At 64.6% G+C, this 23,067-nt stretch carries 21 protein-coding genes; 9 read left to right on the top strand and 12 right to left on the bottom strand.

From position 1 onward, the window contains the following. The first annotated feature begins 28 nt into the window (after nt 1-28). The 3 genes from DEIPE_RS03165 to DEIPE_RS03155 all read left to right on the top strand — a co-directional run bounded on the left by DEIPE_RS03165 (nt 29) and on the right by DEIPE_RS03155 (nt 2,669). Nucleotides 29-436, top strand: coding sequence for an OsmC family protein (locus DEIPE_RS03165; protein WP_015234546.1), 408 nt, complete (start codon nt 29-31; stop codon nt 434-436). A gap of 79 nt (nt 437-515) precedes the next feature. Next, on the top strand, nt 516-935 hold the full coding sequence (locus DEIPE_RS21955) for a response regulator (RefSeq protein WP_015234545.1): 420 nt from the start codon (nt 516-518) through the stop codon (nt 933-935). Between the two features lie 522 nt (nt 936-1,457). Then, complete coding sequence (locus DEIPE_RS03155; RefSeq protein WP_157448747.1) at nt 1,458-2,669, top strand: RNA polymerase sigma factor; 1,212 nt, start codon at nt 1,458-1,460, stop codon at nt 2,667-2,669. A 235-nt stretch (nt 2,670-2,904) separates the two neighbouring features. On the opposite strand, the gene DEIPE_RS03150 is transcribed toward DEIPE_RS03155, so the two are convergent. Both DEIPE_RS03150 and DEIPE_RS03145 read right to left on the bottom strand, forming a co-directional pair. Then, nucleotides 2,905-5,961 carry an AAA family ATPase gene (locus DEIPE_RS03150; protein WP_015234543.1) on the bottom strand — a complete coding sequence of 1,019 codons (3,057 nt, stop codon included), beginning with the start codon at nt 5,959-5,961 and terminating at the stop codon, nt 2,905-2,907. 64 nt (nt 5,962-6,025) lie between these two features. Continuing rightward, nucleotides 6,026-6,934 (bottom strand): RluA family pseudouridine synthase, encoded by a 909-nt coding sequence (locus tag DEIPE_RS03145; RefSeq protein ID WP_015234542.1) that lies wholly within the window; start codon nt 6,932-6,934, stop codon nt 6,026-6,028. A 139-nt stretch (nt 6,935-7,073) separates the two neighbouring features. Between DEIPE_RS03145 and DEIPE_RS21950 the strand changes: the two genes are divergently transcribed. Next, on the top strand, nt 7,074-7,724 hold the full coding sequence (locus DEIPE_RS21950; protein WP_015234541.1) for an ERF family protein: 651 nt from the start codon (nt 7,074-7,076) through the stop codon (nt 7,722-7,724). Nucleotides 7,725-7,789: 65 nt separating this feature from the next. Here the strand turns inward: DEIPE_RS21950 and DEIPE_RS03135 are convergent, their stop codons facing one another. Beyond that, nucleotides 7,790-9,016, bottom strand: a complete 1,227-nt coding sequence (locus DEIPE_RS03135; RefSeq protein ID WP_015234540.1) for an MFS transporter — start codon at nt 9,014-9,016, stop codon at nt 7,790-7,792. 419 nt (nt 9,017-9,435) lie between these two features. Between DEIPE_RS03135 and DEIPE_RS21945 the strand changes: the two genes are divergently transcribed. Both DEIPE_RS21945 and DEIPE_RS03130 read left to right on the top strand, forming a co-directional pair. Further along, the gene (locus DEIPE_RS21945) at nt 9,436-10,593 is read left to right on the top strand and encodes a GGDEF domain-containing protein (RefSeq protein WP_052326617.1); all 1,158 of its coding nucleotides are present in this window, start codon (nt 9,436-9,438) and stop codon (nt 10,591-10,593) included. After that, a complete protein-coding gene (locus tag DEIPE_RS03130) occupies nt 10,547-11,830 on the top strand; it encodes a putative bifunctional diguanylate cyclase/phosphodiesterase (RefSeq protein WP_052326616.1) in 1,284 nt (427 codons plus the stop codon). Before DEIPE_RS21945 ends, DEIPE_RS03130 begins: the two co-directional genes overlap by 47 nt. 61 nt (nt 11,831-11,891) lie before the next feature. Here the strand turns inward: DEIPE_RS03130 and lipA are convergent, their stop codons facing one another. From lipA to DEIPE_RS03115, 3 genes are all read right to left on the bottom strand, one after another. Then, nucleotides 11,892-12,875 (bottom strand): lipoyl synthase, encoded by a 984-nt coding sequence (lipA, locus tag DEIPE_RS03125; RefSeq protein WP_015234539.1) that lies wholly within the window; start codon nt 12,873-12,875, stop codon nt 11,892-11,894. Next, nucleotides 12,872-13,615, bottom strand: a complete 744-nt coding sequence (lipB, locus tag DEIPE_RS03120) for a lipoyl(octanoyl) transferase LipB (RefSeq protein ID WP_015234538.1) — start codon at nt 13,613-13,615, stop codon at nt 12,872-12,874. Before lipB ends, lipA begins: the two co-directional genes overlap by 4 nt. A 128-nt stretch (nt 13,616-13,743) precedes the next feature. After that, on the bottom strand, nt 13,744-15,183 hold the full coding sequence (locus DEIPE_RS03115; RefSeq protein WP_015234537.1) for a glycoside hydrolase family 10-like protein: 1,440 nt from the start codon (nt 15,181-15,183) through the stop codon (nt 13,744-13,746). Nucleotides 15,184-15,185: 2 nt separating this feature from the next. On the opposite strand from DEIPE_RS03115, the gene DEIPE_RS03110 reads away from it, so the two are divergent. Further along, nucleotides 15,186-15,695: an NUDIX hydrolase gene (locus DEIPE_RS03110; RefSeq protein ID WP_015234536.1), complete on the top strand. Its 510-nt coding sequence runs from the start codon at nt 15,186-15,188 to the stop codon at nt 15,693-15,695. On the opposite strand, the gene DEIPE_RS03105 is transcribed toward DEIPE_RS03110, so the two are convergent. Next, nucleotides 15,688-16,770 (bottom strand): peptidoglycan recognition protein family protein, encoded by a 1,083-nt coding sequence (locus DEIPE_RS03105; RefSeq protein WP_015234535.1) that lies wholly within the window; start codon nt 16,768-16,770, stop codon nt 15,688-15,690. The two genes, DEIPE_RS03110 and DEIPE_RS03105, sit on opposite strands and share 8 nt — an antisense overlap. 56 nt (nt 16,771-16,826) lie before the next feature. Then, nucleotides 16,827-17,801, bottom strand: a complete 975-nt coding sequence (locus tag DEIPE_RS03100) for a peptidoglycan-binding protein (RefSeq protein WP_015234534.1) — start codon at nt 17,799-17,801, stop codon at nt 16,827-16,829. A 337-nt stretch (nt 17,802-18,138) separates the two neighbouring features. On the opposite strand from DEIPE_RS03100, the gene rplS reads away from it, so the two are divergent. Then, nucleotides 18,139-18,585: a 50S ribosomal protein L19 gene (rplS, locus tag DEIPE_RS03095; RefSeq protein WP_015234533.1), complete on the top strand. Its 447-nt coding sequence runs from the start codon at nt 18,139-18,141 to the stop codon at nt 18,583-18,585. Between the two features lie 150 nt (nt 18,586-18,735). Beyond that, nucleotides 18,736-19,731, top strand: coding sequence for a malate dehydrogenase (locus DEIPE_RS03090; RefSeq protein ID WP_015234532.1), 996 nt, complete (start codon nt 18,736-18,738; stop codon nt 19,729-19,731). A 58-nt stretch (nt 19,732-19,789) separates the two neighbouring features. Here DEIPE_RS03090 and DEIPE_RS03085 read toward each other — a convergent pair whose 3' ends face one another. The 4 genes from DEIPE_RS03085 to DEIPE_RS03070 all read right to left on the bottom strand — a co-directional run bounded on the left by DEIPE_RS03085 (nt 19,790) and on the right by DEIPE_RS03070 (nt 23,059). After that, on the bottom strand, nt 19,790-20,941 hold the full coding sequence (locus tag DEIPE_RS03085; protein ID WP_015234531.1) for a prepilin peptidase: 1,152 nt from the start codon (nt 20,939-20,941) through the stop codon (nt 19,790-19,792). 182 nt (nt 20,942-21,123) lie between these two features. Continuing rightward, on the bottom strand, nt 21,124-21,858 hold the full coding sequence (locus DEIPE_RS03080) for an SGNH/GDSL hydrolase family protein (protein ID WP_015234530.1): 735 nt from the start codon (nt 21,856-21,858) through the stop codon (nt 21,124-21,126). Nucleotides 21,859-21,941: 83 nt separating this feature from the next. Beyond that, on the bottom strand, nt 21,942-22,283 hold the full coding sequence (locus tag DEIPE_RS03075) for a YraN family protein (RefSeq protein ID WP_015234529.1): 342 nt from the start codon (nt 22,281-22,283) through the stop codon (nt 21,942-21,944). Then, on the bottom strand, nt 22,280-23,059 hold the full coding sequence (locus DEIPE_RS03070) for an ABC transporter permease (RefSeq protein ID WP_015234528.1): 780 nt from the start codon (nt 23,057-23,059) through the stop codon (nt 22,280-22,282). Before DEIPE_RS03070 ends, DEIPE_RS03075 begins: the two co-directional genes overlap by 4 nt. Nucleotides 23,060-23,067 lie beyond the last annotated feature (8 nt).

Genomic DNA, 23,067 nt, shown 5'->3' with positions numbered 1-23,067 from the left:
GTCACCGGTGTGTACTGAAAGGACAGGCATGCAAATTCAAGTTCAAATTCATCAGGTTGGCGTGGCGACCGCTGAAGGGGTCGCCCGCACGCACCACGTGCTGATCGACCGTCCAACCGAGAAGGGGGGCGAGGACCGCGGTATGATGGGCGGCGAGTACCTGCTGGTCGCGCTGGGAGGCTGTTTTATGAGCAACCTGCTCGCGGCGATCCGCGCGCGTGAGGCCGAGATTCACGACGTGCGGCTGGAGGTGACTGGCACGCTGGCGAGCGCTCCGAGTCGCTTCACTGAGATCGAGGTGGTGGTGGGGGCCCGCTGCGCCGACCCTGCCCTGCTGGAAAAGCTCGTCGAGATGGCCGACCGCGCCTGTATCTGTACCAACACGCTCCGGCCCGCCGTCATCCCGACGTTTCGCATTTCGGCCATCGAGCGTTGAGTCGCGGGCATGTCGCGCTTCTGTGCGGCTTTTAGTGGAAGTTCAGCTTCTCCTAAAGCGTGGCGTTTAAGGTGACCCGATGAGTGCCCAACCCCTTTCCATCTTGCTGATCGAGCAAGATCCCATCGAGACAGCACTCATTCAGACCGTCTTCGACGCCCGGCATCCGCAGGTGGATTTGCGTCATGTCCTCGACGCCCACGCGGCCTGGCAGCACCTGGAATCGCAGTCACTGCCGGACCTGATCATTTTCAATCCGCCGAACGTGCTGGACCTTGACTTTCTGATCGAAATCAAACAGCGCCAGGGACTGATGCAGATTCCGCTGATCGTCCTGACAGGCTCGAAGTACGACCTCGAGGTCTACCGGGCGTACGAGGCGCACGCCAATGCTTACGTGTGGCGGCCCGTGAACTTAGCGGAATACGAGGAGCTTTTCGAGGTGCTGATCCGCTTCTGGCGAGACATGGCCCGTCTGCCGCGCCAGAGCCCTTCCTGAAGCTCATACCGTCGTCCAGCTGAGCGCGCCCGCAGTTTTTCTGCCATTGACAGAAAGGGCTCCAGGGAGTATTCTTATAGACCGCCGACGGGAAGCTTCTGGCTTCGTCCGTCGAGCGGTATCTGACATGCCAAAATCTCTTGAGTCAAGCTCTTGAGTCAAGATCGACGTTGTCCGCACAAGTCGAACCCGATGGCTGGTGCGCCGATTCCGGCGGTCTGCCAATACCAGCAAGCCCCGGCGCCGCACGCGAGCCGACACGATCCAAAAGTTGGCGCGCTTCGGGTGGCGCCGTGGGGAGGAGGGTGCTCCACAGGCCACCTCCGGACCCGGGATTTCCCTCTGGCGTTCCGGGAAACACGCACAAGACCTCGCCTGGCACACGTGAATTCGCCCAGGCCACCCTGCAGCTTGAAGTGGTCCGGCGGACACGAGTCTACGGGCTTCCCTCACGATGTCGCATGACCCGTCTTATCCCCCTGGCCATCAAAGCCGGGCGATCACTCTGGAGAACTCACCATCATGCCAAGCAAAGCTGTCAGTACCACCAATGAAATCACTTCCCGCGCACCTCGCCGTGCGCGCGTCAAAAACAGTGGCCAGGCTCGAGCTGAAACGCCACCGGTCAGTTCAATGCCCGGTGAGGCCCAACCCTTCGCCGAAGAGCGCGAGCTGTTCGTGGCGTCCGCCGAACTTGACAACTCCGAGGACCTGACCGAAGCCGACCTCGAACTCGCCGAAGCCGAACTGGCCGAAGCGCAGGCATCGCTGGACCGAGCGGATGAAGACACCGAGATCCTGGCTGGTGCGGGTGAGGGATACACCGACCCCATCCGGCAGTACCTTCACGAGATCGGCCGGATCCCCCTGCTGAGCGTCGCCGAGGAAATTGCACTGGCGCGTCGCATGGAACAGGCCCAGGCTGCCCATGAGCAACTGGAGAGCGCCTTTGACCTCGGCGAACGCGAACGTCGCGCCTTGCAGCGCCAGATTGAGGACGGCGAAGCAGCCAAGCAGGGCCTGATCGAAGCGAATTTGCGCCTGGTGGTCAGCATTGCCAAGAAGTACTCGAATCGTGGCGTGAACCTGCTCGATCTGTTTCAGGAAGGCAACACCGGCCTGATCCGGGCTGTCGAGAAGTTCGAGTACCGTCGCGGCTTCAAGTTTTCCACCTACGCGACCTGGTGGATCCGTCAGTCGATCACCCGGGCACTTGCCGATCAGGCGCGCACCATTCGCGTGCCGGTGCACATGGTCGAGACCATCAACAAGCTCAGCCGGATCGCTCGCCAGCTGCAGATGGAGCTTTCGCGCGAAGTGAGTGATCTGGAACTGGCCGAAGCGATGGGGCCTGGCTGGAATGAGGCCAAAGTCAACGAGGTTCAGAAGATCAGCCGTGACCCCATTTCGTTTGATGCGCCGATGGGTGAGGAAGGCGACGCGGTGTTTGGCGACTTCGTCTCCGACGATCAGTTGGCCTCGCCGGGTGACAATGCCGACCGCAACCTGCTGGGTGAGGCGCTGGAACGGGCCCTCAGCAGCCTGAACGAACGCGAGGCACTGGTCCTGAAGTTGCGCTCCGGTATGGCCGACGGTCAGGAGCACACCCTGGACGAAGTAGGCCGACGTCTGGGCGTTACTCGGGAACGCGCCCGCCAGATCGAGAGCAAGGCGCTGCGCAAGCTCAAGTACCAGGAAAGCCGCGGCCAGGGTCTGCACGACTTTCTGGAGTAATACCAGGTGGCGTGGACGACCGAGCGAAGCGAAGGGGTCAATCGCGAACGGCGTGAGGATATTCAGCAACGAGGTTGCGGCAATAACGGAGCAGGAGCAGCTGAGTGGTGTTCCCAGCTGCTCCGAAATGCACGCCAGTTCGCCTTGGCACGTCAGAATCAGCGCTCACTCTGCTTTCCTGTTCACCTGCGCTCGCGTGGCGTGCTCATGTGCTGCCTGAACGCCAGGAAAATATTCAGAAGTCTGCCGGATCAAGTCGAATCAGATCGTCGGGGGCAATCTGGGCGAGCCCCGCGACGCGGTTGGCGTGTCTGGACAGGGCGCTCTCCAGTACCGGCGGTACCTCCAGCAGGCTGATGCTTTGCTGACGGGCCTCGGCCATCCGGGTGAAAGCCTGCTGGGCGGCCAGGATGGTCTCGTGGTCCATCCGGAAGCCTTGACGCGCAGCAAAGCGGGCGAGCACCTCGGCCAGTTCTGCCACCGTAAAGTCAGTCAGCTGCACCAGCCGTGCGAAGCGTGTACGCGTGGCCTCGTTGTACGTCTGGAAATACTCCAGCCGCTCCTGCTTACCGGCGACGATCACCGCCAGATCATCACGGTGCCGTTCCAGCAGCCGCATAAAGAGCGACACGACGTGTCCGCCCGAGGAGTCGAGTTCGGTCAAGGTGTAGGCCCGGTCGATCAACAGGACACCACCCGACGCGCGCTTGATGACCTGCTCCAGTGCCTCCATATTTTCCGGAGCGTCCCCGGCCATCAGGTCGGTGGCGAGTACCTCCACCACGTGCCCGCGTGTCAGCAGGCCCGCCGCCCGGTACAGGCGGGCCAGCAGGTGAGCCGCCGTCGTGCGCCCCGTGCCCCGCTTTCCGGCGAGCGCCAGGTGCGGAGTGAAGTCGGTGGTCGGCAGTCCGCTGGCGCGCCGCATCTCACGCACCCGGATCAGGTTGGCGATCTGATGGATCTGACGCTTGAGGTCTTCTTGTCCCACCAGCGCCGACACATCCCGCAGCACCGTCTCCATTTCATCTTGCTCGTGTGACGCGCCATGCGAGGTCTGTCCGCGGGCGCTGGAAGCCGAAGACGTTTTTGTGGACGTTGGTTCCTGCAAGTCAGGGACCGGCAGATCGATTTCCAGCGTCAGGTCGGTTCCTTTGGGCGTGCTGGGCAGGTGAGAGGGCAGCTCCAGTGAGAAGTCGGGGCCGAGATCGGGACCGGCGGGTCGCTGAGGGGTCAGTTCCTCGTCGTCCCAGACCTCATCCTCCAGCGTCTCGATGAACACCGGCGTTCTGGGGATGGGCACTTCAGTGGAGAGGGTCGGCAACGACAGTTCTGCTGCCGTTTCCGGTGTCCGTGCTGTGGCGGGCTCGTCCTCGACTTCGGGCGCCGTCTCCAGGGTGGACGAGTCCTCCGGGGACGCCTGGGACTGCGCGGCGGCAGTGGGCTCGCTGTCCTTGTCAGGAGCGGTGACAACGCTGCCCTGCGCTGTGGGCGCCGGCCCGAGGTGTTCCTCGATGCCGGCTTGCAGGCGAGCGAATCCGGCGGCGACCTGTTCCTGGTTTGCGCCACCCAGCAGGTCGTTGACGTAGGTTTCGATCACGTTCCGGGTTGTTTTTTGCAGCACGTCGAGCGCACTTCGCCAGGTGGCACTGGCGCTGGCGGCATGCAGCAACTCACGCAGGTAATCTGGGCGAAAGACGAAGGGGTCCAGCGCGTATTCCCGGAGCGCTTCGTCGTGCCATGCCTGCCACCCGGACGCACTTCGACCTTCACCGGACAGGGCGTTGAGCAAGGCGACACTGTGATGCCCGAAGGTGACCGGACCTGCCTGCCGGACGGACGTGGCGAACAACACCTGAAAGTGCCGCGCGAAGTCGTTGCGCCAGGCCTCACGTTGCTCCTCGCTGCGCGCGGGCACTGTGAGCGTGCCCCGCAGTTGCTGGAAACGCTCGCCCAGGACCTGGCCCAGCAGCCCTGTTGGCAGGCTGGGGGATGGCGGGAGCTGCGCGCGTGCACGCGCCGCACTTTCCGGCAGGTACTGTTCACTGCGCGCGGCCTGCGCGGCGTAGACCTGCTGGCGGAACGCGGCGCGCGTGCCGTCATCATCACGGCCCAGCGCCAGCAGGACGTCGAAAAGCCCCAGCGTTTCCTCGATGACCGTCGTGATGAAATCCTCGGCGACTTCGCGCTCGGTGCGCTGTCCAATCGAGCGCAGCGACTCGGGAACGAATTGCGCGATGTCCTGCAGGGACAGTGCCTCGTGAAGCTGACGCCCTATCTTGTGCCAGCCCTGCAGGTTGAGAAAGCCGCCCGACAGCTTCATCACGCGCGCCAGAACACGTAAATCGCGCAGGCTCGCTTCCTGTCCGGCGGAGAGAAACGCCGCCAGCAGGAACAGCTGATACTGCTCGGCCACGTGCAGCTGACTTTGCAGAAAATGCGCCGAAGCCGTCTGCGTCAGCAGCAGGCGCGTCGTGTGACGGCGCTGATTTGCCTGTTCCAGCAACGCCGTGACCTGGGGGGGCATGAAGAACTTGCCGCCCTCGACATCTACGGTTGCTTTATCAAACACTTCGGCCCAGCGAACGGAGTCGAACACTTCGGCGACGGGACGCGACGCCGCCAGGATTCCCGCCTCGGCTTCGGGCTGAAGTGGGGTGGTGCGCAGCTCACGCGAGCCGGAATCCTCCGGCGACGCGAGCTCGGCCACCGTCGGTGTTTCAGGCCGCTCCGCGCCCGTCAATGTCGGGTGCCGGGGAGCGCCGACGTCGGAACGCGCCGGCGCGCTGACGCGAAACCGGTCAGTCAGCAGGGTCTGGACCCGGGCCTGCTCGCCAGTGATAAAGTCGCGCCCACCCCGGTTGCCCGGAAGAATCAGCGCCAGCTCGATAATGTTCCAGAGTGCGTCCAGCGTCGCCTGCTCGGTGGGGGTCAGCTCGGGGCCGGAGGCCCTGGTGATGCCACGCTGGCGCGCGAGCACGAACGACTGTCCCAGCGAGCGCAAGGCTGCACGGGGAAGCAGCGTGCGGACGTCTGCCTGAATGTCCGCGTCGGGAAAGGCTGCGCCGTAGACTGCGTGATCCAGCGCTCCAAGCGCGCCCTTGCGGTTCAGGAACACCAGCACGCTCAGGCGGCATTCGCTCAGGAAGGTTCGCTGCAACGTGTCGGCTTCTTTTCCAAACGGAGCGTGGAAAGTACGTGCGCGGTAAATCAGCTTTTCGCCGGACCTCGACAGATCCGCGCGCAGGCCAAATGGCAGGGGATCGGTCGAGGGCGTGTCTTTGCGGCGGAACATGAATTCTTATTCAAGCACAGCCCGGCAGGAGACGTAAGCCCCTGCCGGGCGCCGGGAACGTTCGTCAGGAGTCTTCGCTTGTCAGACGCAACCCGGCGGGCGCAGGTGCCCGGAGGTGCAGCGTGGCTCCTGACATCGGGTGACGCAGAATCAGCTGCTCGGCGTGCAGCAGGTAGCCAGCGTCTCCCGGCAGGCCGGGGTGCTGTGAGCCGGGCAGTCCACCCGTCCCGTAGAGCGGATCTCCCTGCAGCGGGTGGCCGACACAGGCCAGGTGAATGCGAATCTGGTGTGGCCGCCCGGTGTGAATGTCGACCTCGAACAGGGTGGTGTCCGCGCGGCGCTCCAGCGGGCGGGCCACGCTGCGGGCAGCTTTGCCATCCGGCGAGGCTGCGTGCACGGTGCCCAGGCGGGGATGGGGCACCGGCCCGATCGGCGCGTGAATGTCGTAGCACTCGTGTTCGGCCACGCCGGACGCGAGGGCGCGGTAGATTTTTTGAATTGCGCGGTCACGCCACGCCCGAGACAGCTGCGCCGCCGCTTGCGGTGTGCGGGCGAACAGCACCAGCCCGGACGTGGCACGCCCCAGGCGGTGCAGCGGCGCGGCGTGAGGGGTGCGTGCGCGGACGAGCTGGAGCAGGGTATTTTCCAGGTACCCGGCTCCGGGCAGCGTGGGGAGACCACCGGGCTTGTTGACGGCCAGCAGGACGTCATCCTCGAACAGCACCTCATAGTGTCGGGGTGCCTTGTGTTCCTGCCACGGTGGCCGGTGCCACACCAGGATCTGCCCGGCCCGCAGCGTTTCGTGGGCACGGGCGGGGCGGCCATCGAGGAGCACCTCGCCCCGGTCCAGGCGCTCTTGCCACTGGCTGGGAGAAGAATGGGGATAACGGGCGCTCAGGTAGTGCAGCGTCGATTGGCCGGTGGCCTGTCCGTTCAGCTGTTCACGGTACGCGTAGCCCTGGTTCTTGCCCACCGGCCTACCATAGCGGACCTGCAGGCTGGTCCGGTACTGCCCGTCACGGCTGGCTGGTCTACTGGTCTGCTGACAAAAAACCCGCTATAATTCTGTTGTAAGCATATTCCGAAGCCCTGATTTTTCGAGGAGTAGAGTCATGCAACGATCTGACAGCATCACCAAACTCGCGCCCGCGCTCGTGAAGGCGCAGGGCCAGCTGCAGGTGGCCATCAAGGACAGCACCAACCCGGCCTTTCGCAGCAAGTATGCCGATCTCGGCGCTGTATGGGACGCCTGCCGCAATGCGCTGCAGGACAACCGCCTCAGCGTCTTGCAGCTGCCGTACCGCAGCGAGGCCGGCTGTGCCGCGCTGGAAACGGTGCTGTTGCACGAGAGCGGGGAATACATCTCCAGCATCAGCGAAACCCGCCTCGTCAAGGACGATCCGCAAGGCTACGGCAGCGCGATCACCTACCTGCGCCGCTACGCCCTGAGCGCCATGCTGGGCATCGTCGCCGACGATGACGACGGCAACGCTGCCAGCGGGTACACCCCCGGGCCACAGCGGCAGGTCATGCCGAGCCGCCCGTTTGGCAAAGCCCGCACTGCCGGAATCGGCAATGAAACGGCCAGCAAGCTGCAGTCCAACATGGCCTTGTGGCTGCGCGACACGCCGCATGCCGCAAAGCCCGCTCAGCAGTACGCCGGCGAAGTGCTGGGACGTGAGGTCGGCGACCTGGCCGACTTGAGCCCCGAAGACGCCGCGCGGGTACGCGATACCGCCAAGGCCGAGTCGAAAGCCAGCTGAAGCCGTTGTCCAGAACGACGCCACGAGCTTGCCCTGCTCGTGGCGTCGCCCTTTTGGGCCAGAAGTCAGCGCACGTCACGAATCTGGCGGATCAGGACCACGCCCAGCAGAAAACAGGCGGCGGCGATGCCAAAGACCAGCGTGTAGCCCAGATGCTCGCTTTGGCGGTTGCCCCAGTCGAGCAGCAGGCCTTGCGGGGCGCTCGACATCTGCGGCGCCACGAACGCGATGTGCCACACGCCCATGTCGCGCGCGTACGACTTGGCACTGGGCATGGCGTCGCTTCCCAGGGCCCAGTCCACGCTGACAAAGGCGCCGTACCCTAGGCCGAAGACAAACGAGAAGGCGAGCGCTACCGGCAGGTTCGGAGCGACCAGAAACAGCAGCGCGCAGGCGGCCATCAGAACGCCCGCCACGTAAATGACTGGCTTGCGGCCCACCCGGTCCGACAGGCGCCCGCCGATCAGGGTGCTGAGAATGCTTCCCACGATGATGCACAGCAGCATCACGCTGGTGACCGTTGCAGCGTCGGTCTGGCGGTTCAGCACATCACCCACGTAAAACTGCAAGAAGGGCTGCACGCTGTACTGCCCGAAGCTGAAGAGCACCCGTGTCACGAAGACCCATAAAAACGCCTGCAGGGCAAACAGCCGCCACCAGGGAATGCTGGGCGCCCGCTCACGTTCGCGCGGCTGTGGCTCGGGGATGAAGTGCAGGGTCACGAGGGCACTCAGCAGCAGCACCACGGCAATAGAGGCGTATGAAGCGAGTGCCGGTATCTGCAGCAGGCCGAAGACAAAGGCGCACAGCGCCCCGAGAAGCTGACCGCCTGCCTGCAAGAAGCCCATGATGCCGCTGGCCCGCCCGCGTTCCTGAGGGCGGACCAGCTCGGGAATCAGGGCGCTGTAGGGCGCGGTGGCCAGGTTGTTGCCGAACTGCACCACCAGAAAACCCAGAAAAAAGAGCCAGTATCCGGGTGCCAGGGCCATCAGGACAATGCCCAGCACATTGATCACAGCGCCCCAGCGTAAAAAGACCATGCGCCGCCCGAGGCGGTCGGACAGCGCGCCGACCAGTGGCGGCATGACCAGGGCGATCACGGCGCCCACCCCCAGCATCAGGCCCAGGTAGGTACCTTTCTGCTCGTCGCCCACGAAGCGCACGACACTCGCGGGCATCAGAATCAGGAGCAACAGCAGCCAATGAAAACTGGAGCCGAACCAGAACGCCGACAAGGAGAAGTACCGGCTGACCGGTACGGAGGCCGCAGAAAAGGCGTTGGTGGACGACATGTGCGTTCACTTTACATGCCCAGCGCGGCGCAGACGGCTTTTTTGTACCCGGTCCGGCTGCGGGTTCCCATTTCCGTGCGTTGAGGGGCGCTTTTCCCGGGTGCCCGGCTCGTGCAGGCAGACGAGAATCGTTGTGCGCTGGCAATGGCCTTGATGTGTAGAGACCGCTGGGTCCGCGCAAGCGGTCGGGACGCACCCAGGTGAGTTTGTACCGCGCCGGGCAGGAGCACAAGCTTCGCTTTGTACTCGTTCGCTGAATAGAAAGTCGGCCAGAAGGTTGCTGTGCCGCTCGAAGAGCATCCGTTTGCGCAGCGCACTTTTCTCGATCTGCCGGATGCGTTCGCGGGTCAGTGCTTGTGTGAAAGCTCAGTGCTCGTGTGAAAGAAGACTGTCAGATGGTTCCGCGTAGGTTGAACAGAATGCCTACCCTGCCCAGGCTCCTCAGCCCGGCCACCGACCGTTCCGCCGCACGTCGTCCCTCCTGGGCGTGGTCTGCACTGCTGCTGCTGACCGTTCTGCACACCTTGTGGGTTCTGGCTGGTTCCCGGCCGGAAGAACTGCGCGTGCTGATCGGAAACCTGGTGTTTCTGCCGATCTACGCGCTTGCAGCGGTCCTGACCTACCGCGCCGCCCGGGCACACGAGGGCAAGCTGCGCCGCGCCTGGTCGTTCATCTCGGCGGCGCTGCTGGCCTGGGGCCTCGGTCAGGTGGCCTACACCTATCTGGATTTGACCCACCGGGCTGTTCCGTTTCCCTCGGTGGCCGACGTGGGCTTTTTGCTGTTCGTTCCGCTCTTTCTGACGGGTGTGCTGCATCTGTGTGCACCTACCAGCAGCCGCACCCAGATCCTGACCTTCGTCCTTGACGTGCTGATCATCATGCTCACGGTGGCCGGGCTCGTGTTGCCGTGGGTGCAGCGCAGCGTGTTTGCCTTTGATCTGTCGTTCGCCGCGCTGGCACATCCGACGTCAGACCTGCTGCTGGTGACCATTCTGGTCTTCCTGCTCGGGCACCCGGGCAATCCTGGCCGGACCCACGCCGGGCTGCTCGGTCTGGGCGTGCTGGCCTTCAGCGGCGCGCACGTCGGCTATGGCTATCTGAGCGCCGGAGGGACGTATCAAGTCGGACAGATCATCGATCCCCTCTGGAACTGGGGTGCGGTGATGTTTGCACTGGCCGCCCACCGCAGCACCCAACCCGGCCACGCCGGCCAGACAGTCCGCGGGCGCTGGGGCCGTCTGGCGCCCCGCGCCCTGCAGTTTCTGCCGTATGTAGCGATCACCGTCAGCTTCGCGCGCATGTTCCTGCCGTCCCCCGCAGGTTCCTGGACACCCGCACTGAACGGCATCGCGATGACCGTGGCATTTCTGGTGCTGCTGCGCCTGCTGGTTGCCGAATTCCAGAATGCCCGCCTGACCCGGTGGCTGCGCGTGCAGGCGTACACCGACGCACTCACCGGACTTCCCAACCGCGCGGCCCTGTACGAGCAGCTTCCGGTGTTCATCGCGCGCGCTGGAGCAGCACCGCGAAGTGTCGGTGCTGTTCATCGACCTCGACCGTTTCAAACCCGTCAATGACCTGTTCGGTCACGCGATCGGCGATGCGCTCCTCAAACAGGTCGCCGGGCGAATCCGGCAGATACTGCCGCCGAACACGCTGTTGGCGCGGGTGGGCGGCGACGAGCTGATCGTCGTGGCCGAACAGCTGAACCGCAATGCGCTTGGGCAGATGGCAGCGGAGATTCTGAAGCACCTCGCCATTCCATACCAGCTCAACGGTCGACCGCTGGCCATTTCGGCGAGTATCGGTATTGCCCTGGTGCCACACGACGCTCTGGATGCCCAGAGCGCCCTGGGGCATGCCGACCTGGCGATGTACCGGGCAAAGCAGTCCGGCGGCAACGCCTACCGTTTTTTCGAGGCGTCGTGGCATGACGAGACCAGCGGGCAATTCGAAATCGAGGTGCAGCTTCAGGGTGCGCTGGAGCGTGGCGAATTCGAGTTGCACTACCAGCCCATCGTGGATCCGCACGCTGGCTCGCTGCGCAGTTTCGAAGCGCTGCTGCGCTGGCACAACCCGGTGCTGGGGATGGTTGGGCCCGACCGGTTCATTCCAGTCGCCGAGCAGTGCGGGCTGATCCTCCGTCTGGGTGAATGGGTCCTGCGTGAGGCCGCCTGGCAGATTCAGTCGTGGCGCGCCCTGGGGTACGGAGACGTGCGGGTGAGCGTCAATGTCTCGCCCGTACAGTTCGCGCAGAGCGAGTTCGTGGAGACCGTCACGGCGGCGCTGCACGCCGCCGCGCTGCCCGGCCAGGCCGTGGGGCTCGAACTCACCGAGTCTGCGCTGATTCATGACATCGAGGGCAGCAACGCGAAGCTGGCCGCCCTGCGTGCGATGGGCCTGCGAATTGCGCTCGATGATTTCGGCACCGGCTTTTCCAGCCTGTCCTACCTGCAGCGTCTTGACGTGGACGCCCTCAAGATCGACCGGTCCTTTGTGTGGTCGATGGATCAGAAGGGCGGCTCCCTGGTGAGGGCCATCGTAGAGCTCGCCCATGAACTGGGGTTGCGTGTCGTCGCGGAAGGTGTCGAAACCGCCTCGCAGCTGGCCGGTGTCAGCCGCTTCGAATGTGATTCAGTGCAGGGCTACTTTTTTTCGAAGCCGCTGCGGGCCGTGGACGCCCTGGAATACCTCCAACGCGACGCGGCCCGGCCGAAGGGAGACGGGCAGGCTTCGGGCGTGCTCCCGGACGCCCGTGCGCTGCAAGACGAGGGCTTTGACCGGGCCGACCCTGAACGCCCGATGCGTGGATGAACCGAACGAAGCAGGGCGGCGTTCACGCGTGAACGCCGCCCTGACTGCACTTCCGGAAAGGTCAGATCAACGAGAGGGAGCTGTCCTGCTCCAGGTGCGCCAGGTGCTCCGGGAAGCTGCCAGGCTTGTCCATGAACAGCTGCTCGGCTTTGTAACTGCTGCGCACTAGCGGGCCAGAAACCACCTCGACAAAGCCCATCTGCAGGCCGATCTCGCGCAGCTGCGCGAACTCCTCGGGCGTCACGTAGCGCTCGACCTTGAGGTGATGCTCGGTGGGGCGCAGGTACTGGCCGAAGGTCAGCACGTCCACACCAGCCGCGCGGCAGTCGCGCATGGCTTCGAGAATCTCCTCGTGCGTTTCACCCAGCCCCAGCATGATGCTGGTCTTGGTGTACACGTCCGGGCGCGCAGCCTTGGCGTGCGCGAGCACTGCCAGAGTCCCGTCGTACGACGCGCGGATGTCACGCACCGGATGGGTCAGGCGGCGCACCGTCTCCAGATTCTGGGCGTAGACGTCCACGCCCGCATTCAGCACCAGGTCCACGCAGTGGGTGTTGCCACCGAAATCGGGAGTCAGGGCTTCCACCCGGGTTTCAGGCGAGGTTTTCTTGATCTGCTCCACCGTGCGCGCGAAGTGGTAGGCGCCGCCGTCGGGCAGATCGTCACGGTCCACGCTGGTCAGCACGACGTATCTGAGGCTCATCAGCTGCACGCTCTCGGCGACCGAGTAAGGCTCGGTGACGTCCAGGCGGCCCATCGGGTTGCCGGTATCCACCGCGCAGAAACGGCAGGCGCGGGTGCAGATGTGGCCCATCAACATGAACGTTGCCGTACCCCGCGACCAGCACTCGGCGATATTGGGGCACATGGCCTCCTCGCAGACCGTGTGCAGCTTGTGCTCCTTGACGATCTTGCGCACCTCGCCGAAGACCTCGCCGGTTGGAATGCTGACTTTCAGCCAGGCCGGTTTGGGTTCGCGGTGTTTTTCCTTGACCGCGTCCTTGCGGTAGATGCCGTTCTTGACAAAGCGGGGTTCGGTGGTCATAGCGCTCCTTGCGCGGCAGGGGAAGGGTCGGCGGTGAGGGAGGGGGAGAGTTCGGGCAGGGTCCAGTCGTAATTCGCGAACACCTCGCGAAACGCCGCCACCGTGCGGGCCTTGGCGTCTGGCATGCTCACGGCCTGCGGCGCGCCACGCAAGGTCAACTCGCGCTCCAGCGAGGTCATCTGGGTGTCCTGCAGACCGCAGGGCAGGATCAGGTCGAAGTGGGCGAGGTTGGTGGCGACGTTGAGCGCGACCCCGTGAAAGGCGACGTTGCGCTGCACCGCCACCCCGATCGAGGCGAGCTTCTGGTCGAGCAGGCGGCCGTTCACCTCGCGGGCGTCCACGTACACGCCCGCGTAGCCCGGGTTGGCGCGCGCGCTGAGGCCGTAGCCCTCGGCCACACGCACGAACGCCGCTTCCAGCAGCCGCAGAAAGTCGCGCACCCGCCGTCCTACCGGAAAGATCGCGTAGGCCACCAGTTGCCCGGGCCCATGATACGTGACGTCGCCGCCACGCTCGACTTCAAACACCTCGATGCCGTGCTGGGCGAGCAGCTCGCGCGGCGCGATGATGTTGCCGCCTTCGCGCGCCTTGCGCCCCAAAGTCAATACGGGTGGATGCTCCACCAGGATCAACGTCGGCTGACCGCCGCGCACGACACGGTCATGCTCAATTTTCTGGCGCTCCAGGGCATGCGCGTATGGCAGGACGCCCAGATCCAGCACGCCGAATGGTTCGTTCACGCGGGCATTCTACTGTGTGCTGCCCGCGCCGGGCAGTTCGTGCGGCACACTCAAGGGTAAGGCGCAGTGGACAAACGACAGGAAGCGCAGACGCATTCGCCTGCGCTTCCTGTCTTGGCCTATCAAGCTCAGCGGTAGCCGGCACCCTCGGGGTTGTTGCGCTCGTCGGGGTCCTGGGGCACCTCGCGCACTCCAGGATGCGCGCGGGCGGGCTCAGGCGCATCGCTGCCTTCCAGACTGCCCGAGCCCGGTCTGACCGGCGCGGTTCCCCAGCTGGCTTCCTTCTCGAAGGCACCGCCTGCGCCCGTGAGTTTGGCCGCCAGTTCGGCCCAGGCGTCGGTGCGTGACCGGGTACCCGCGTTGACGTTGGCGTCGGGCACGCGGTGAGAGTAACCCACCCAGCCACTCACCCCCGGCTGGGTCAGGGCTTTTTGGATCTGGGTCACGCTGCCGTCCGTATAATTCAGGTAAATCGCGCTGCCCACGGCCAGTGCGACCTGTCCACGAACCTGCGACGCCGCGAACTGATTCCACTGTTCGTACATCAGGCGCTGGTCGTTGCCCGGTGCGGTGAAGTGTTCACGCTTGTAATTCATGATGACGTTCAGGTCGATCAGGCCCTGCTGCATCCACTTGGCCCAGTCCTGCAGGACCTCAACATAGGTGCGTGACGTGTGAAAGCCACCCAGGTCGGCTGGGCCGTATCCGTAGGTGATGGTCGCGGCGCTCACCCACACGTGCGGCTTGATGGCCTTCACGGCGCGGCTGGTGTCCCTGACCAGTTTGGTGACCTTGTCACGCCGCCACTGCATCCATTGCGCGTCGGTCGGCTCGGGCGTATCCGTGCGTCCGGTGTCCGCGCGGAAACGCTCCAGGGCGGTGGGATTGTAGCCCCAACTGGGCACGTTGAGGCCCAGGTTGAAATCCGGGTAGCGCACGCGGTCGAAGTGGACGCCGTCCACGTCGTAGTTCTTAACCACGCTGGTGTACATGCTGGTGATGTACTTCGCGGCGTCCGGATGCCCGGGGTCGAGCAGGAAGTCGTTTCCGGCACGCTCCAGGCCATCCGCGCGCTGCATCAGCCAGTAGTCGCGTCCGGTTTTGCCGCGCCCGTGCAGGTTGAAGACGTGATCCGGCTGGGAAGGCGCGGCCAGCTGGTTGTGAATGGCGGTCGTGATGATCCAGGCATGCACCTGGATGCCCTGGGCATGCGCTTTTTGCAGGAGGTACGCCAGTGGGTCAAACCCGCCGCCCTGCACGGCCGGGTCGCTCGTGCGCGGCATGGCAGCCTTGTTGCAGTAGCAGTCGCCACGCCGACCGATCTGCGCGAAAATGGCGTTGGCATGGAGCGCCTTCGTGTCCGCCACCAGGGAATCGATTTCGGCGGCAGTCTTGAGGCCCGGCCCGAAGGCATCGACCCAGATTCCACGCAACTGACCCGATGGAGCCGAGCGCTGCTTTTGAATCTCCACCGCAGCGTCCTGACCTTGTGTCGGCGTGGACTGGTTGCAGGCGAGCAGGCTGACGGTGAGTGCGCCCAGTGCCCCCAGACGAAGAAGGTGGTTCATGGTTGCCTTTCTGGCTGCCACAGGAGCAGCGCCCGGCGCGTGACCGTGCGCGCCGCTATGGTGTGGTGATGGAAATTCGGTGGTTCGAGGAACCCCTGCCGCCTGCTTTGCCGGTCACGCAGGTGTACGGCTGGGTCCTGAATGTTGGTGGCGCGGTGCTGGTGTTGCGCGACGGCGAGAAGTTCACCCTGCCCGGCGGTCAGCCCGAGGCAGGGGAGACCTGGCAGGAGACCCTCGCGCGTGAAGCCTGGGAAGAAGCCCGGGTGACCGTGCGTGACGTGAGGTATCTCGGGTATCAGCGCGTTTCGGAAGACACGGCCTGGTTCGCTGGCGCCCCGTACGCGCAGCTGCGCTTTGCGGCCCGCCTGCAGCGCGAATCGCCCACCGGCCCCGATCCGGCGACCGGGCGCACCTACCAACGGCACTGGCTGGCGCCGGACGCCGCCGTGCGGGCCCTCGGCTGGGGTGGTGAACAGCTCGGCGCCGCCTGGCGCCTTCTCGCGCTCAGCTGACGAGCGCATGCCAGGTTGCCGGTCCCACGATGCCGTCACTGGTGAGCCCCCGGGAAGACTGAAAGCTCTTCACGGCGCTTTCCGTACCGGGCCCGAAGTTGCCGTCCACGCTGAGGGCGTAACCCTTGCTGGCCAGCTGGCTCTGCACGCCCTGCACGGCGCTGCCGAGGTCACCGCGGCGCACGGTGAGGATCAGGCGCTCCCAGGTGAGTGATCCGACCACGCCGTCCTGGGTGAGCCCCGCGCCCGCCTGAAACCGGCTGACCGCTCCCGCCGTTCCGGAGCCGTACTGGCCGTCCACGGCCACGCTCTGGCCGCGTGCGTTCAGCAGATACTGCACGCTTTTTACCCGCTCACCGCTGAAGCCGCTGCGCACCGTCGGCCACACGCGCACGACCTGACCCCGCTTGGCGGCCACGTCCGAGCGGAGTTTGGGCAGCTGACTGTACAGCACGTCACCCGGGCAGGCGGTGGCGTAAAAGTCACGGTGCCCGTAGATCTCGGTGCTGACAATGCCGTAGCGGTCGCACAGCCAGGCGCACAGGGTGACCAGCTGGTTGTAGAGCACGCTGGGCGGCGCCACACTTTGGTAATTCCCCTCGTTCTCGATGCCCACGGCCACCTCGTTCTGACCGGGGCAGTGCGCGCCGACCACCTGCAGGTTGCCGTTCTGCGCGGCCTCCAGACTGCGGTGACGGCCTTCGAGCACGTAGCCGCCACGCGTGATGGTGAACTGCTGCCCGGAGTCGATCCAGCCGTTGTTGTTCTGGTGGTAGCTCTGAATGGAGCGGGCGAGTTCGTGCGCGTGCGCCAGCGAGGTGTCGCTCGTGTTGGCGGTGTTGGTGTGATGGACGATCAGGCGCGTCGGCCGCGCGCTGAGCACGGTGATGGCTTCCTTGGGCGGCGCGGCCTTCCACGAGGCGCAACCGATGATGCCGGGCTGCGTCACGGCCAGCGTGTTCAGGCGCTCGGCGTCAGGAGGGGTGACCTGCACACCGCAGCCCGCCAGCAGCAGGATGCCCGCCAGTCCCAGGCCGCGCTGCAGCACTTCACGCCGATTCATGGTGGTGTTCATTGACCCTCCAGGGTGGGCAGGAAGCGCGCCCGCCTTTGGCGGGCGCAGGGCGGGTCTCAGTCCGGCCAGGCGCAGTGAATGTGGTCCTGGTGGTCGGCGCGGTTGCTCGGTCCCAGCACCTCGATGGCGCCGAAGTCACGGCAGGCCTGCATGGCAGCGCGGTTGAGCGAGCTGTCCCCATTCACCCGCACCCCGTTCACGATGCCGATGTCAAAGCCGGTGCCCCGGTAGTGGTACGACGTGCTGGAGTGCACGCCGCCGGCAATCGAGGTGATGTAGATGGTGTAGCGCCCGGCGACGTTCTGCATGCCCTGCAGCATGTTCGCCTTGAGGTAGACCGTCAGGCCACAGTTGGCGTCGGTGCTGCAGCCGCGCTTGGCGGGCAGGCCGTTGGAGGTGTCGATGATGTTCTGACGCGGGCTGCCTCCCGAGGTGGAACTGCTGCTTCCCAGCGTGATGCGCGAGTTGTTGAGAATCTGGTTGGCGAGGCTCGCGGCGCTGCCGCCCGACGAGGTGCCGGTCACCAGGGCGTGCCAGGTGTTGAGGCCCACGATGCCGTCGGCACTCAGGCCCCGCTTGCTCTGAAAGTCCACCACGGCGCTTTTGGTGCCGCTGCCAAAAACCCCGTCGATCGTCAGGTTGTAGCCGTACTGGTTTTTCAGCTGGTCCTGTACGGCGCGCACGGCGTTGTTGCTGTCTCCTTCGCGGGTGGTGACGATCAATGCTTCCCACGTGTTGCTGCCCACCACGCCGTCGGACGTGAGGCCCTTGCTCGTCTGAAAGCTGCGCACGGCGCTTTCCGTGCCGCTGCCGAACGCGCCGTCCACGCTCAGGCTGTACCCGCGGTGGCGCAGCAGGTACTGAATGGTCACCACGTCACGTCCGCTGTCGCCATTGTTGTAGGCAGGCCAGCTCTTGACGGCGAGGGTGGTGAGCTGCCCAGCCTCCGGAGAGGAGCTCAGTGGGCCCGTCGGTGGCGCGCTGCAGGCGGCGAGAAGGAGGGTGAAGCCAAGCAACAAGTGTTTGTGCATGAAGCTCCCGTCCGCTCCTGCGCGGAGCGGCCATTGTGAATTGTCCGAAGGGACACGTTCACCTTAACCAGCTGTCCGGCCTGGGCTGCACGGACTTTTTCACATCCGCTAGGGCATGAATGAAGCATGAATGATCTGGTGGTTGTTTCGTTCTTTCGGTGAGCTGCATCTGAATTTGCAAGTGCACTGCTCTCATCGTTGCGTCCCTGCCATGCACACCGCTATACTTCCTTCTTGTGCCTTGGCCCGCGACGTGGCCGAGCGAAGTGGCAGTGAAGGCCTCTGAGTGCTTCGGGTGAGTGCTTCGGGGTGGTCCGCCTGCTGCGAAGGAGCAACTATGAAAATCAACCGTGGCGCCATCCTCCGCTCGATCGAGCAACCCCACCTCAAGACGACCCAGCCTGACTTTCAGCCGGGCGACACCGTGCGGGTGGATACCAAGGTGACCGAAGGCAACCGCACCCGCGTCCAGGCCTTCGAAGGTGTGGTCATCGCCGTCAACAACAGTGGTACCCGCAAGAGCTTCACCGTGCGCAAGATCAGCTTCGGTGAGGGCGTCGAGCGTGTGTTTCCCATCAACTCGCCGGGCATCGACAAGATCAACGTGCTCGAGCGCGGCAAGGTTCGTCGTGCCAAGCTGTACTACCTGCGTGAGCTGCGCGGCAAGGCCGCCCGCATCAAGACCGACCGTGGCCGCATGATGCGCGACTCGCAGCCCAAGAACGTCAGCAAGACCCAGAGTGCCGCTGCCGAAGTGCAGACCGGCGACTCGCAAGCCGACTGAGCCTCGCGGCGTTGCCTCTGTTCACTGGCCCTCTCCTGACACGGAGAGGGTTTTTTCTTACGCCCGATGTTGCCCGCCTGCTGCTGCCCCTTTGCTCGATCTGCCTCGTGGGTTAGCATGAACCCGCTTGAGACACGAAGGGAGATCGACATGACACAGCACATGAAACAACCTGTTCGCGTGGCCGTCACGGGAGCGGCCGGCCAGATCGGCTACAGCCTGCTCTTCCGCATCGCCTCGGGCGAGATGCTCGGCAAAGACCAGCCGGTCATTCTGCAGCTCCTCGAAATCACCCCGGCGCTGGGCGCGCTCAGGGGCGTCGTGATGGAACTCGAAGACTGCGCCTTTCCGCTGCTCGCGGGCGTGGTGCAGACCGACGACCCGAACGTGGCCTTCAAGGACGCCGAGTATGCCCTGCTGGTCGGCAGCCGTCCACGCACCAAGGGCATGGAGCGCAAGGACCTGCTCGAAGCCAACGGCGCGATTTTTACGGTGCAGGGCAAGGCCCTCAGTGATGTCGCGAGCCGCAACGTGAAGGTGCTGGTCGTCGGGAACCCCGCCAACACCAACGCCCTGATCGCCATGCGCAGCGCACCCAACCTCGATCCCCGGCAGTTCACCGCCATGGTGCGCCTCGACCACAACCGCGCGCTCTCGCAGCTCGCAAGCAAGACCGGCAAGAGCGTCACCACCATGCGCCACATGACCATCTGGGGCAACCACTCGGTCACCCAGTACCCCGACCTCTACCATGCCGAGGTGGACGGCCAGAATGCCTACGAGCTGGTAAACGATCATGCCTGGTACGAGCAGGAATACATTCCCACCGTCGCCAAGCGCGGCGCGGCGATCATCGAGGCGCGCGGTGCGTCGAGCGCCGCCAGTGCGGCGAGCGCCGCGATCGACCACATGCGCGACTGGGCCCTGGGCACTCCGGAAGGCGACTGGGTCAGCATGGCTGTGCCGAGCGACGGCAGCTACGGCATTCCTGAAGGGGTCATCTACGGCTTTCCCTGCACCTGCAGTGGCGGCGACTACCAGATCGTCCAGGGCCTCGACGTGAACGAGTTCAGCCGCCGCAAGATGGACGAAACCTACCAGGAGCTGGCCGAAGAGCGCGACGCCGTTCAGCACCTGTTTTCGTAAACGCCAGCAAGAAGTCGCCGGGCTGAGGGAGCCCGGCGACTTCTATCGTCTTCTTAGGCTAGTCCAGGGCGTAGAGCGCCTGAAAAGCCTGAACGATCTGCGCGCCGTACAACAGGTGCACCAGCGCACCCAACGCCAGCAGCGGCGCGAAGGGCAGCTTGTTCTCGCGGCGCAGGCTGAGGGTCACGACGCCCACCAGGGCGCCCACCAGAATGGCCACGCCCAGCGATACCAGTGCTCCTGTCACGCCCATGAAGGCGCCCAGCAGGCCCATCAGCTTCACGTCACCAAAGCCCATCGCCACCGGATCGTAATCCTGATCTTCGCTTTCGATCTCGTCGGGTTGCGTCCACCAGTACAGCGCGGCGAGCAGGCTCATGCCGCCCGCCGCGGCCAGGGCGTTCTGGGTCATGTCGATCACTCCGGGCCCGGTGCCTGACACGCCCAGCACAATCGAGACCAGCAATCCCAGCAGCAGCAGGATTTCCGGCAGGCGCACCACCCGGCGCGCAAAGACGTTCAGGGCCACCGAGAAGAGTCCCAGTACCACGCCCCACACCACGCCCAGCCAGGCGCCCACCAGCGCCGCGAGCGCTACCTGCTGGTAACTGACCGGAAACTCCGGAAAACGCCGCTCGCGAAAACGGCGCAGCACCAGTTCACCGTACAGGGCGATCAGGGCGATCAGCCCGGCCCCCAGCAGCGCGCCCGCGAGCGCGCCCTGCACGCCGGGCAGCCCGGCGATCAGCGCTCCGGTTCGCTCGTTGGCAAAGCCCAGCAGCAGCCCCAGCGCCAGTCCGGGCAATACCAGCGCGTCGGGAATGGTGCGGGTCTCGGCATCGATGAAGCTGATCACCAGCAGCAGTGTGAACATCGCCCACAAACCGAGCAGGCTCGCCCCCGCCGCCGACCAGGGCAGCAGTACGGCCAGCAGTGCGTATCCCAGCGCCGTGAGCAACTCGACCAGCGGGTAGCGCGCCGAGATGCGCGCGCCACAGTACCGGCAACGTCCGCGCAGGCCCGCCCACGAAAACAATGGAATCAAATCGAGGGCACTCAGGCGGTGCTGGCAGTTCGGGCAGTGCGACGGCGGAAATGCCACCGATTCGCGGCGCGGCAGGCGGTGGATCAGCACGTTGGAGAATGAGCCGATCAAGGCGCCAAGCAATGCACCCAGGACCACGATCAGGGTGTCGGTACTCATGGGCATCGGGTCAGTCGCCCGGAGGCGGATGAAAGTGGATCGGGCCAGGAGAGAAAGCTCGGCATACGCGGCCAGTGTAAAGGGTGCTGAGAAGCGTGAAGTGAAGCGCAGGCCAGTTGCCTTGGGCCCGATGGGTTGCCCGCCCGCTCGACCGCACTTTCAGAACCGAACGGGAGCCGGGCCTGGCCCTACGGACGCTGGGCCAGCCGCGCCGAGAACAGCGGGGCGAGCATGCCGCTGGCATAAGTCGCCAGACACTCGTAGCTGAAATCGTTGAGGTGCAGTCCGTCGGCGGACATCAGGTCTTGTGTTCGGTACTGCCCACTGACCAGCAGACGCTCCATGATTCGGTAGCGCGGCAGCAGGGGTGTGTTGGATTCTGCAGCGACGTCCCACACGGCCTGCTGGAAAACTTCGTAGTTGTGGGGACGCTGCTCCGGGCGCAGGTACTGGCTGTCGAGCAGGATCACGCTCACACCGTGGCCGTGCAGTTTGTCAATTTCGGAGCGCAGCTGACGCCGGAACTGTTGCGGATCGGCTTTTTTGATGGCGTCGTTCGTGCCGGTCTGCCACAAGACCACGTTGGGCCGCAACGCATAGACATCACGGTCGAGGCGCGCGACCATGTGCTGCAGGGTGTCGCCGTTGACACCCTTGTTGAAAACCTGCGCGTGCCCTTTTCCCCAGGCACGGTCAAGCAGACTTTGCAGGCGAGCCGGGTAATTGCTGCTGCGGCTCGACGCCCCCTCACCGAAGGTTGACGATGAGCCCAGCGCGACGATCCGCAGCGGGGCCGCTGCCTCACCCATCAGCTCGCCCCTGACCGGCGCCATCATGCTCGAGCATTCGGATGGCAGGACCTTGGCCTTGGACTGCATCTGCACGGGCGTGCCGCAGCTTCCGAATATCAGGGGCACCAGCATGAGTGAGGTATTCCTAAACATCTTTTTAAAGATAAAACAATGAGCACTCATTCTTGATGAGCTTCAGGCGGTGAGCGCGAGCGTCAGAAGGCATTCTCAACGTGCTCCAGCGTGCCGCCACACACGGGACCGGCAATGGCCACCACGTCGAAACGGCAAGGAAGCTGATCGGTCCCGAAGGTACGCAGCAGATAAAACAGGGCAGTCCGGCGAAGACGCAGGATTTTTCGAACACTCACACCTTCCAGCGGGCTGCCGTAGGAGACACGGGTCCGGTGCTTGACCTCGACGAACACAATCACCTCACCTTGACGGGTGATCAGATCGATTTCGCCGCCCCGAATACGGTAATTGCGAGCCAGCAACTGGTGTCCCTGACCTGTCAGGTATGCCAGCGTGCGCTCCTCGGCGTCCGCACCTTTCACAGGTCCTTGCGCTCAAAGGTGAACATCGCCAGCAAGCCAAAACCCACCGTGTAGATGACCAGCAAGGTAAGCGACTGCTGCATGACGGCGGTATTTTGCTGCAGGTACGCGTCGAGGTGCGAGGTGAGCAGCAGATTCTGGAAGCCCTGCGGAAACACGATCAGCAGTCGCATCAGCAGCAGGGTGGCAATGGTTGCCAGCGCCGCCGCCGAGGTGTTGAGGTAAATGACACTGAACAGCAGCGCCAGCGCCGCGATGGGCATCAGCGTCAGCGCGGCCAGACCGTAACCACGCAGCAGTTCCAGCAAGGCGCCCGCCGGAGTCAGCAGTCCCTGCCCGACCCAGGCGCCGGGACCCAGACCAGTTCCACCCGCGAACTCTCCCAGCCCCAGCCGGAGGCCTGCCAGCAGGCTGGCCAGCAACAGCACGCCCAGCAGCACCAACGGAAAGGTGAGGGCCACGATCAATTTCAGCAAGATCAGTTTGGCGCGGCTGACCGGGCGCAGAATCAAGGGCGCCAGCGTACCCAGGCTGATCTCGGAGCCGACCAGTTCGGCTGCCGTGACCGCCACGAAAATCGGCAGCAAAAACTGCGCAGACGTCACCAGGGCGAGCGCCGGCACCTGCCAGCCGCTCACCAGCGTAAGGTTGTACACCTCAACCAGCCGCGGAGCGTAACTCCAGATCCACGGCAACACCACACAGACCATGACCGCCAGCCAGGTCGAACGAAAGCCGAACAGCTTGCGGTATTCCAGCCAAACCAGCGTCAACATGCCACTTC

Origin of the sequence: Deinococcus peraridilitoris DSM 19664 (genome assembly GCF_000317835.1) — a bacterium.
Lineage (GTDB): Bacteria > Deinococcota > Deinococci > Deinococcales > Deinococcaceae > Deinococcus_A > Deinococcus_A peraridilitoris.
The sequence above is the reverse complement of the archived record's forward strand: the minus strand, read 5'-3'. Positions and strand labels throughout refer to the sequence as shown.

Bases quoted from the DNA above. Each gene is read 5' to 3' on its own strand.
- DEIPE_RS03165 (WP_015234546.1), top strand. From the start codon at position 29: ATGCAAATTCAAGTTCAAATTCATCAGGTTGGCGTGGCGACCGCTGAA.
- DEIPE_RS21955 (WP_015234545.1), top strand. From the start codon at position 516: ATGAGTGCCCAACCCCTTTCCATCTTGCTGATCGAGCAAGATCCCATC.
- DEIPE_RS03155 (WP_157448747.1), top strand. From the start codon at position 1,458: ATGCCAAGCAAAGCTGTCAGTACCACCAATGAAATCACTTCCCGCGCA.
- DEIPE_RS03150 (WP_015234543.1), bottom strand. From the start codon at position 5,961: ATGTTCCGCCGCAAAGACACGCCCTCGACCGATCCCCTGCCATTTGGC.
- DEIPE_RS21950 (WP_015234541.1), top strand. From the start codon at position 7,074: ATGCAACGATCTGACAGCATCACCAAACTCGCGCCCGCGCTCGTGAAG.
- DEIPE_RS03135 (WP_015234540.1), bottom strand. From the start codon at position 9,016: ATGTCGTCCACCAACGCCTTTTCTGCGGCCTCCGTACCGGTCAGCCGG.
- DEIPE_RS21945 (WP_052326617.1), top strand. From the start codon at position 9,436: ATGCCTACCCTGCCCAGGCTCCTCAGCCCGGCCACCGACCGTTCCGCC.
- lipA (WP_015234539.1), bottom strand. From the start codon at position 12,875: ATGACCACCGAACCCCGCTTTGTCAAGAACGGCATCTACCGCAAGGAC.
- DEIPE_RS03115 (WP_015234537.1), bottom strand. From the start codon at position 15,183: ATGAACCACCTTCTTCGTCTGGGGGCACTGGGCGCACTCACCGTCAGC.
- DEIPE_RS03105 (WP_015234535.1), bottom strand. From the start codon at position 16,770: ATGAACACCACCATGAATCGGCGTGAAGTGCTGCAGCGCGGCCTGGGA.
- DEIPE_RS03100 (WP_015234534.1), bottom strand. From the start codon at position 17,801: ATGCACAAACACTTGTTGCTTGGCTTCACCCTCCTTCTCGCCGCCTGC.
- rplS (WP_015234533.1), top strand. From the start codon at position 18,139: ATGAAAATCAACCGTGGCGCCATCCTCCGCTCGATCGAGCAACCCCAC.
- DEIPE_RS03090 (WP_015234532.1), top strand. From the start codon at position 18,736: ATGACACAGCACATGAAACAACCTGTTCGCGTGGCCGTCACGGGAGCG.
- DEIPE_RS03085 (WP_015234531.1), bottom strand. From the start codon at position 20,941: ATGCCCATGAGTACCGACACCCTGATCGTGGTCCTGGGTGCATTGCTT.
- DEIPE_RS03080 (WP_015234530.1), bottom strand. From the start codon at position 21,858: ATGCTGGTGCCCCTGATATTCGGAAGCTGCGGCACGCCCGTGCAGATG.
- DEIPE_RS03070 (WP_015234528.1), bottom strand. From the start codon at position 23,059: ATGTTGACGCTGGTTTGGCTGGAATACCGCAAGCTGTTCGGCTTTCGT.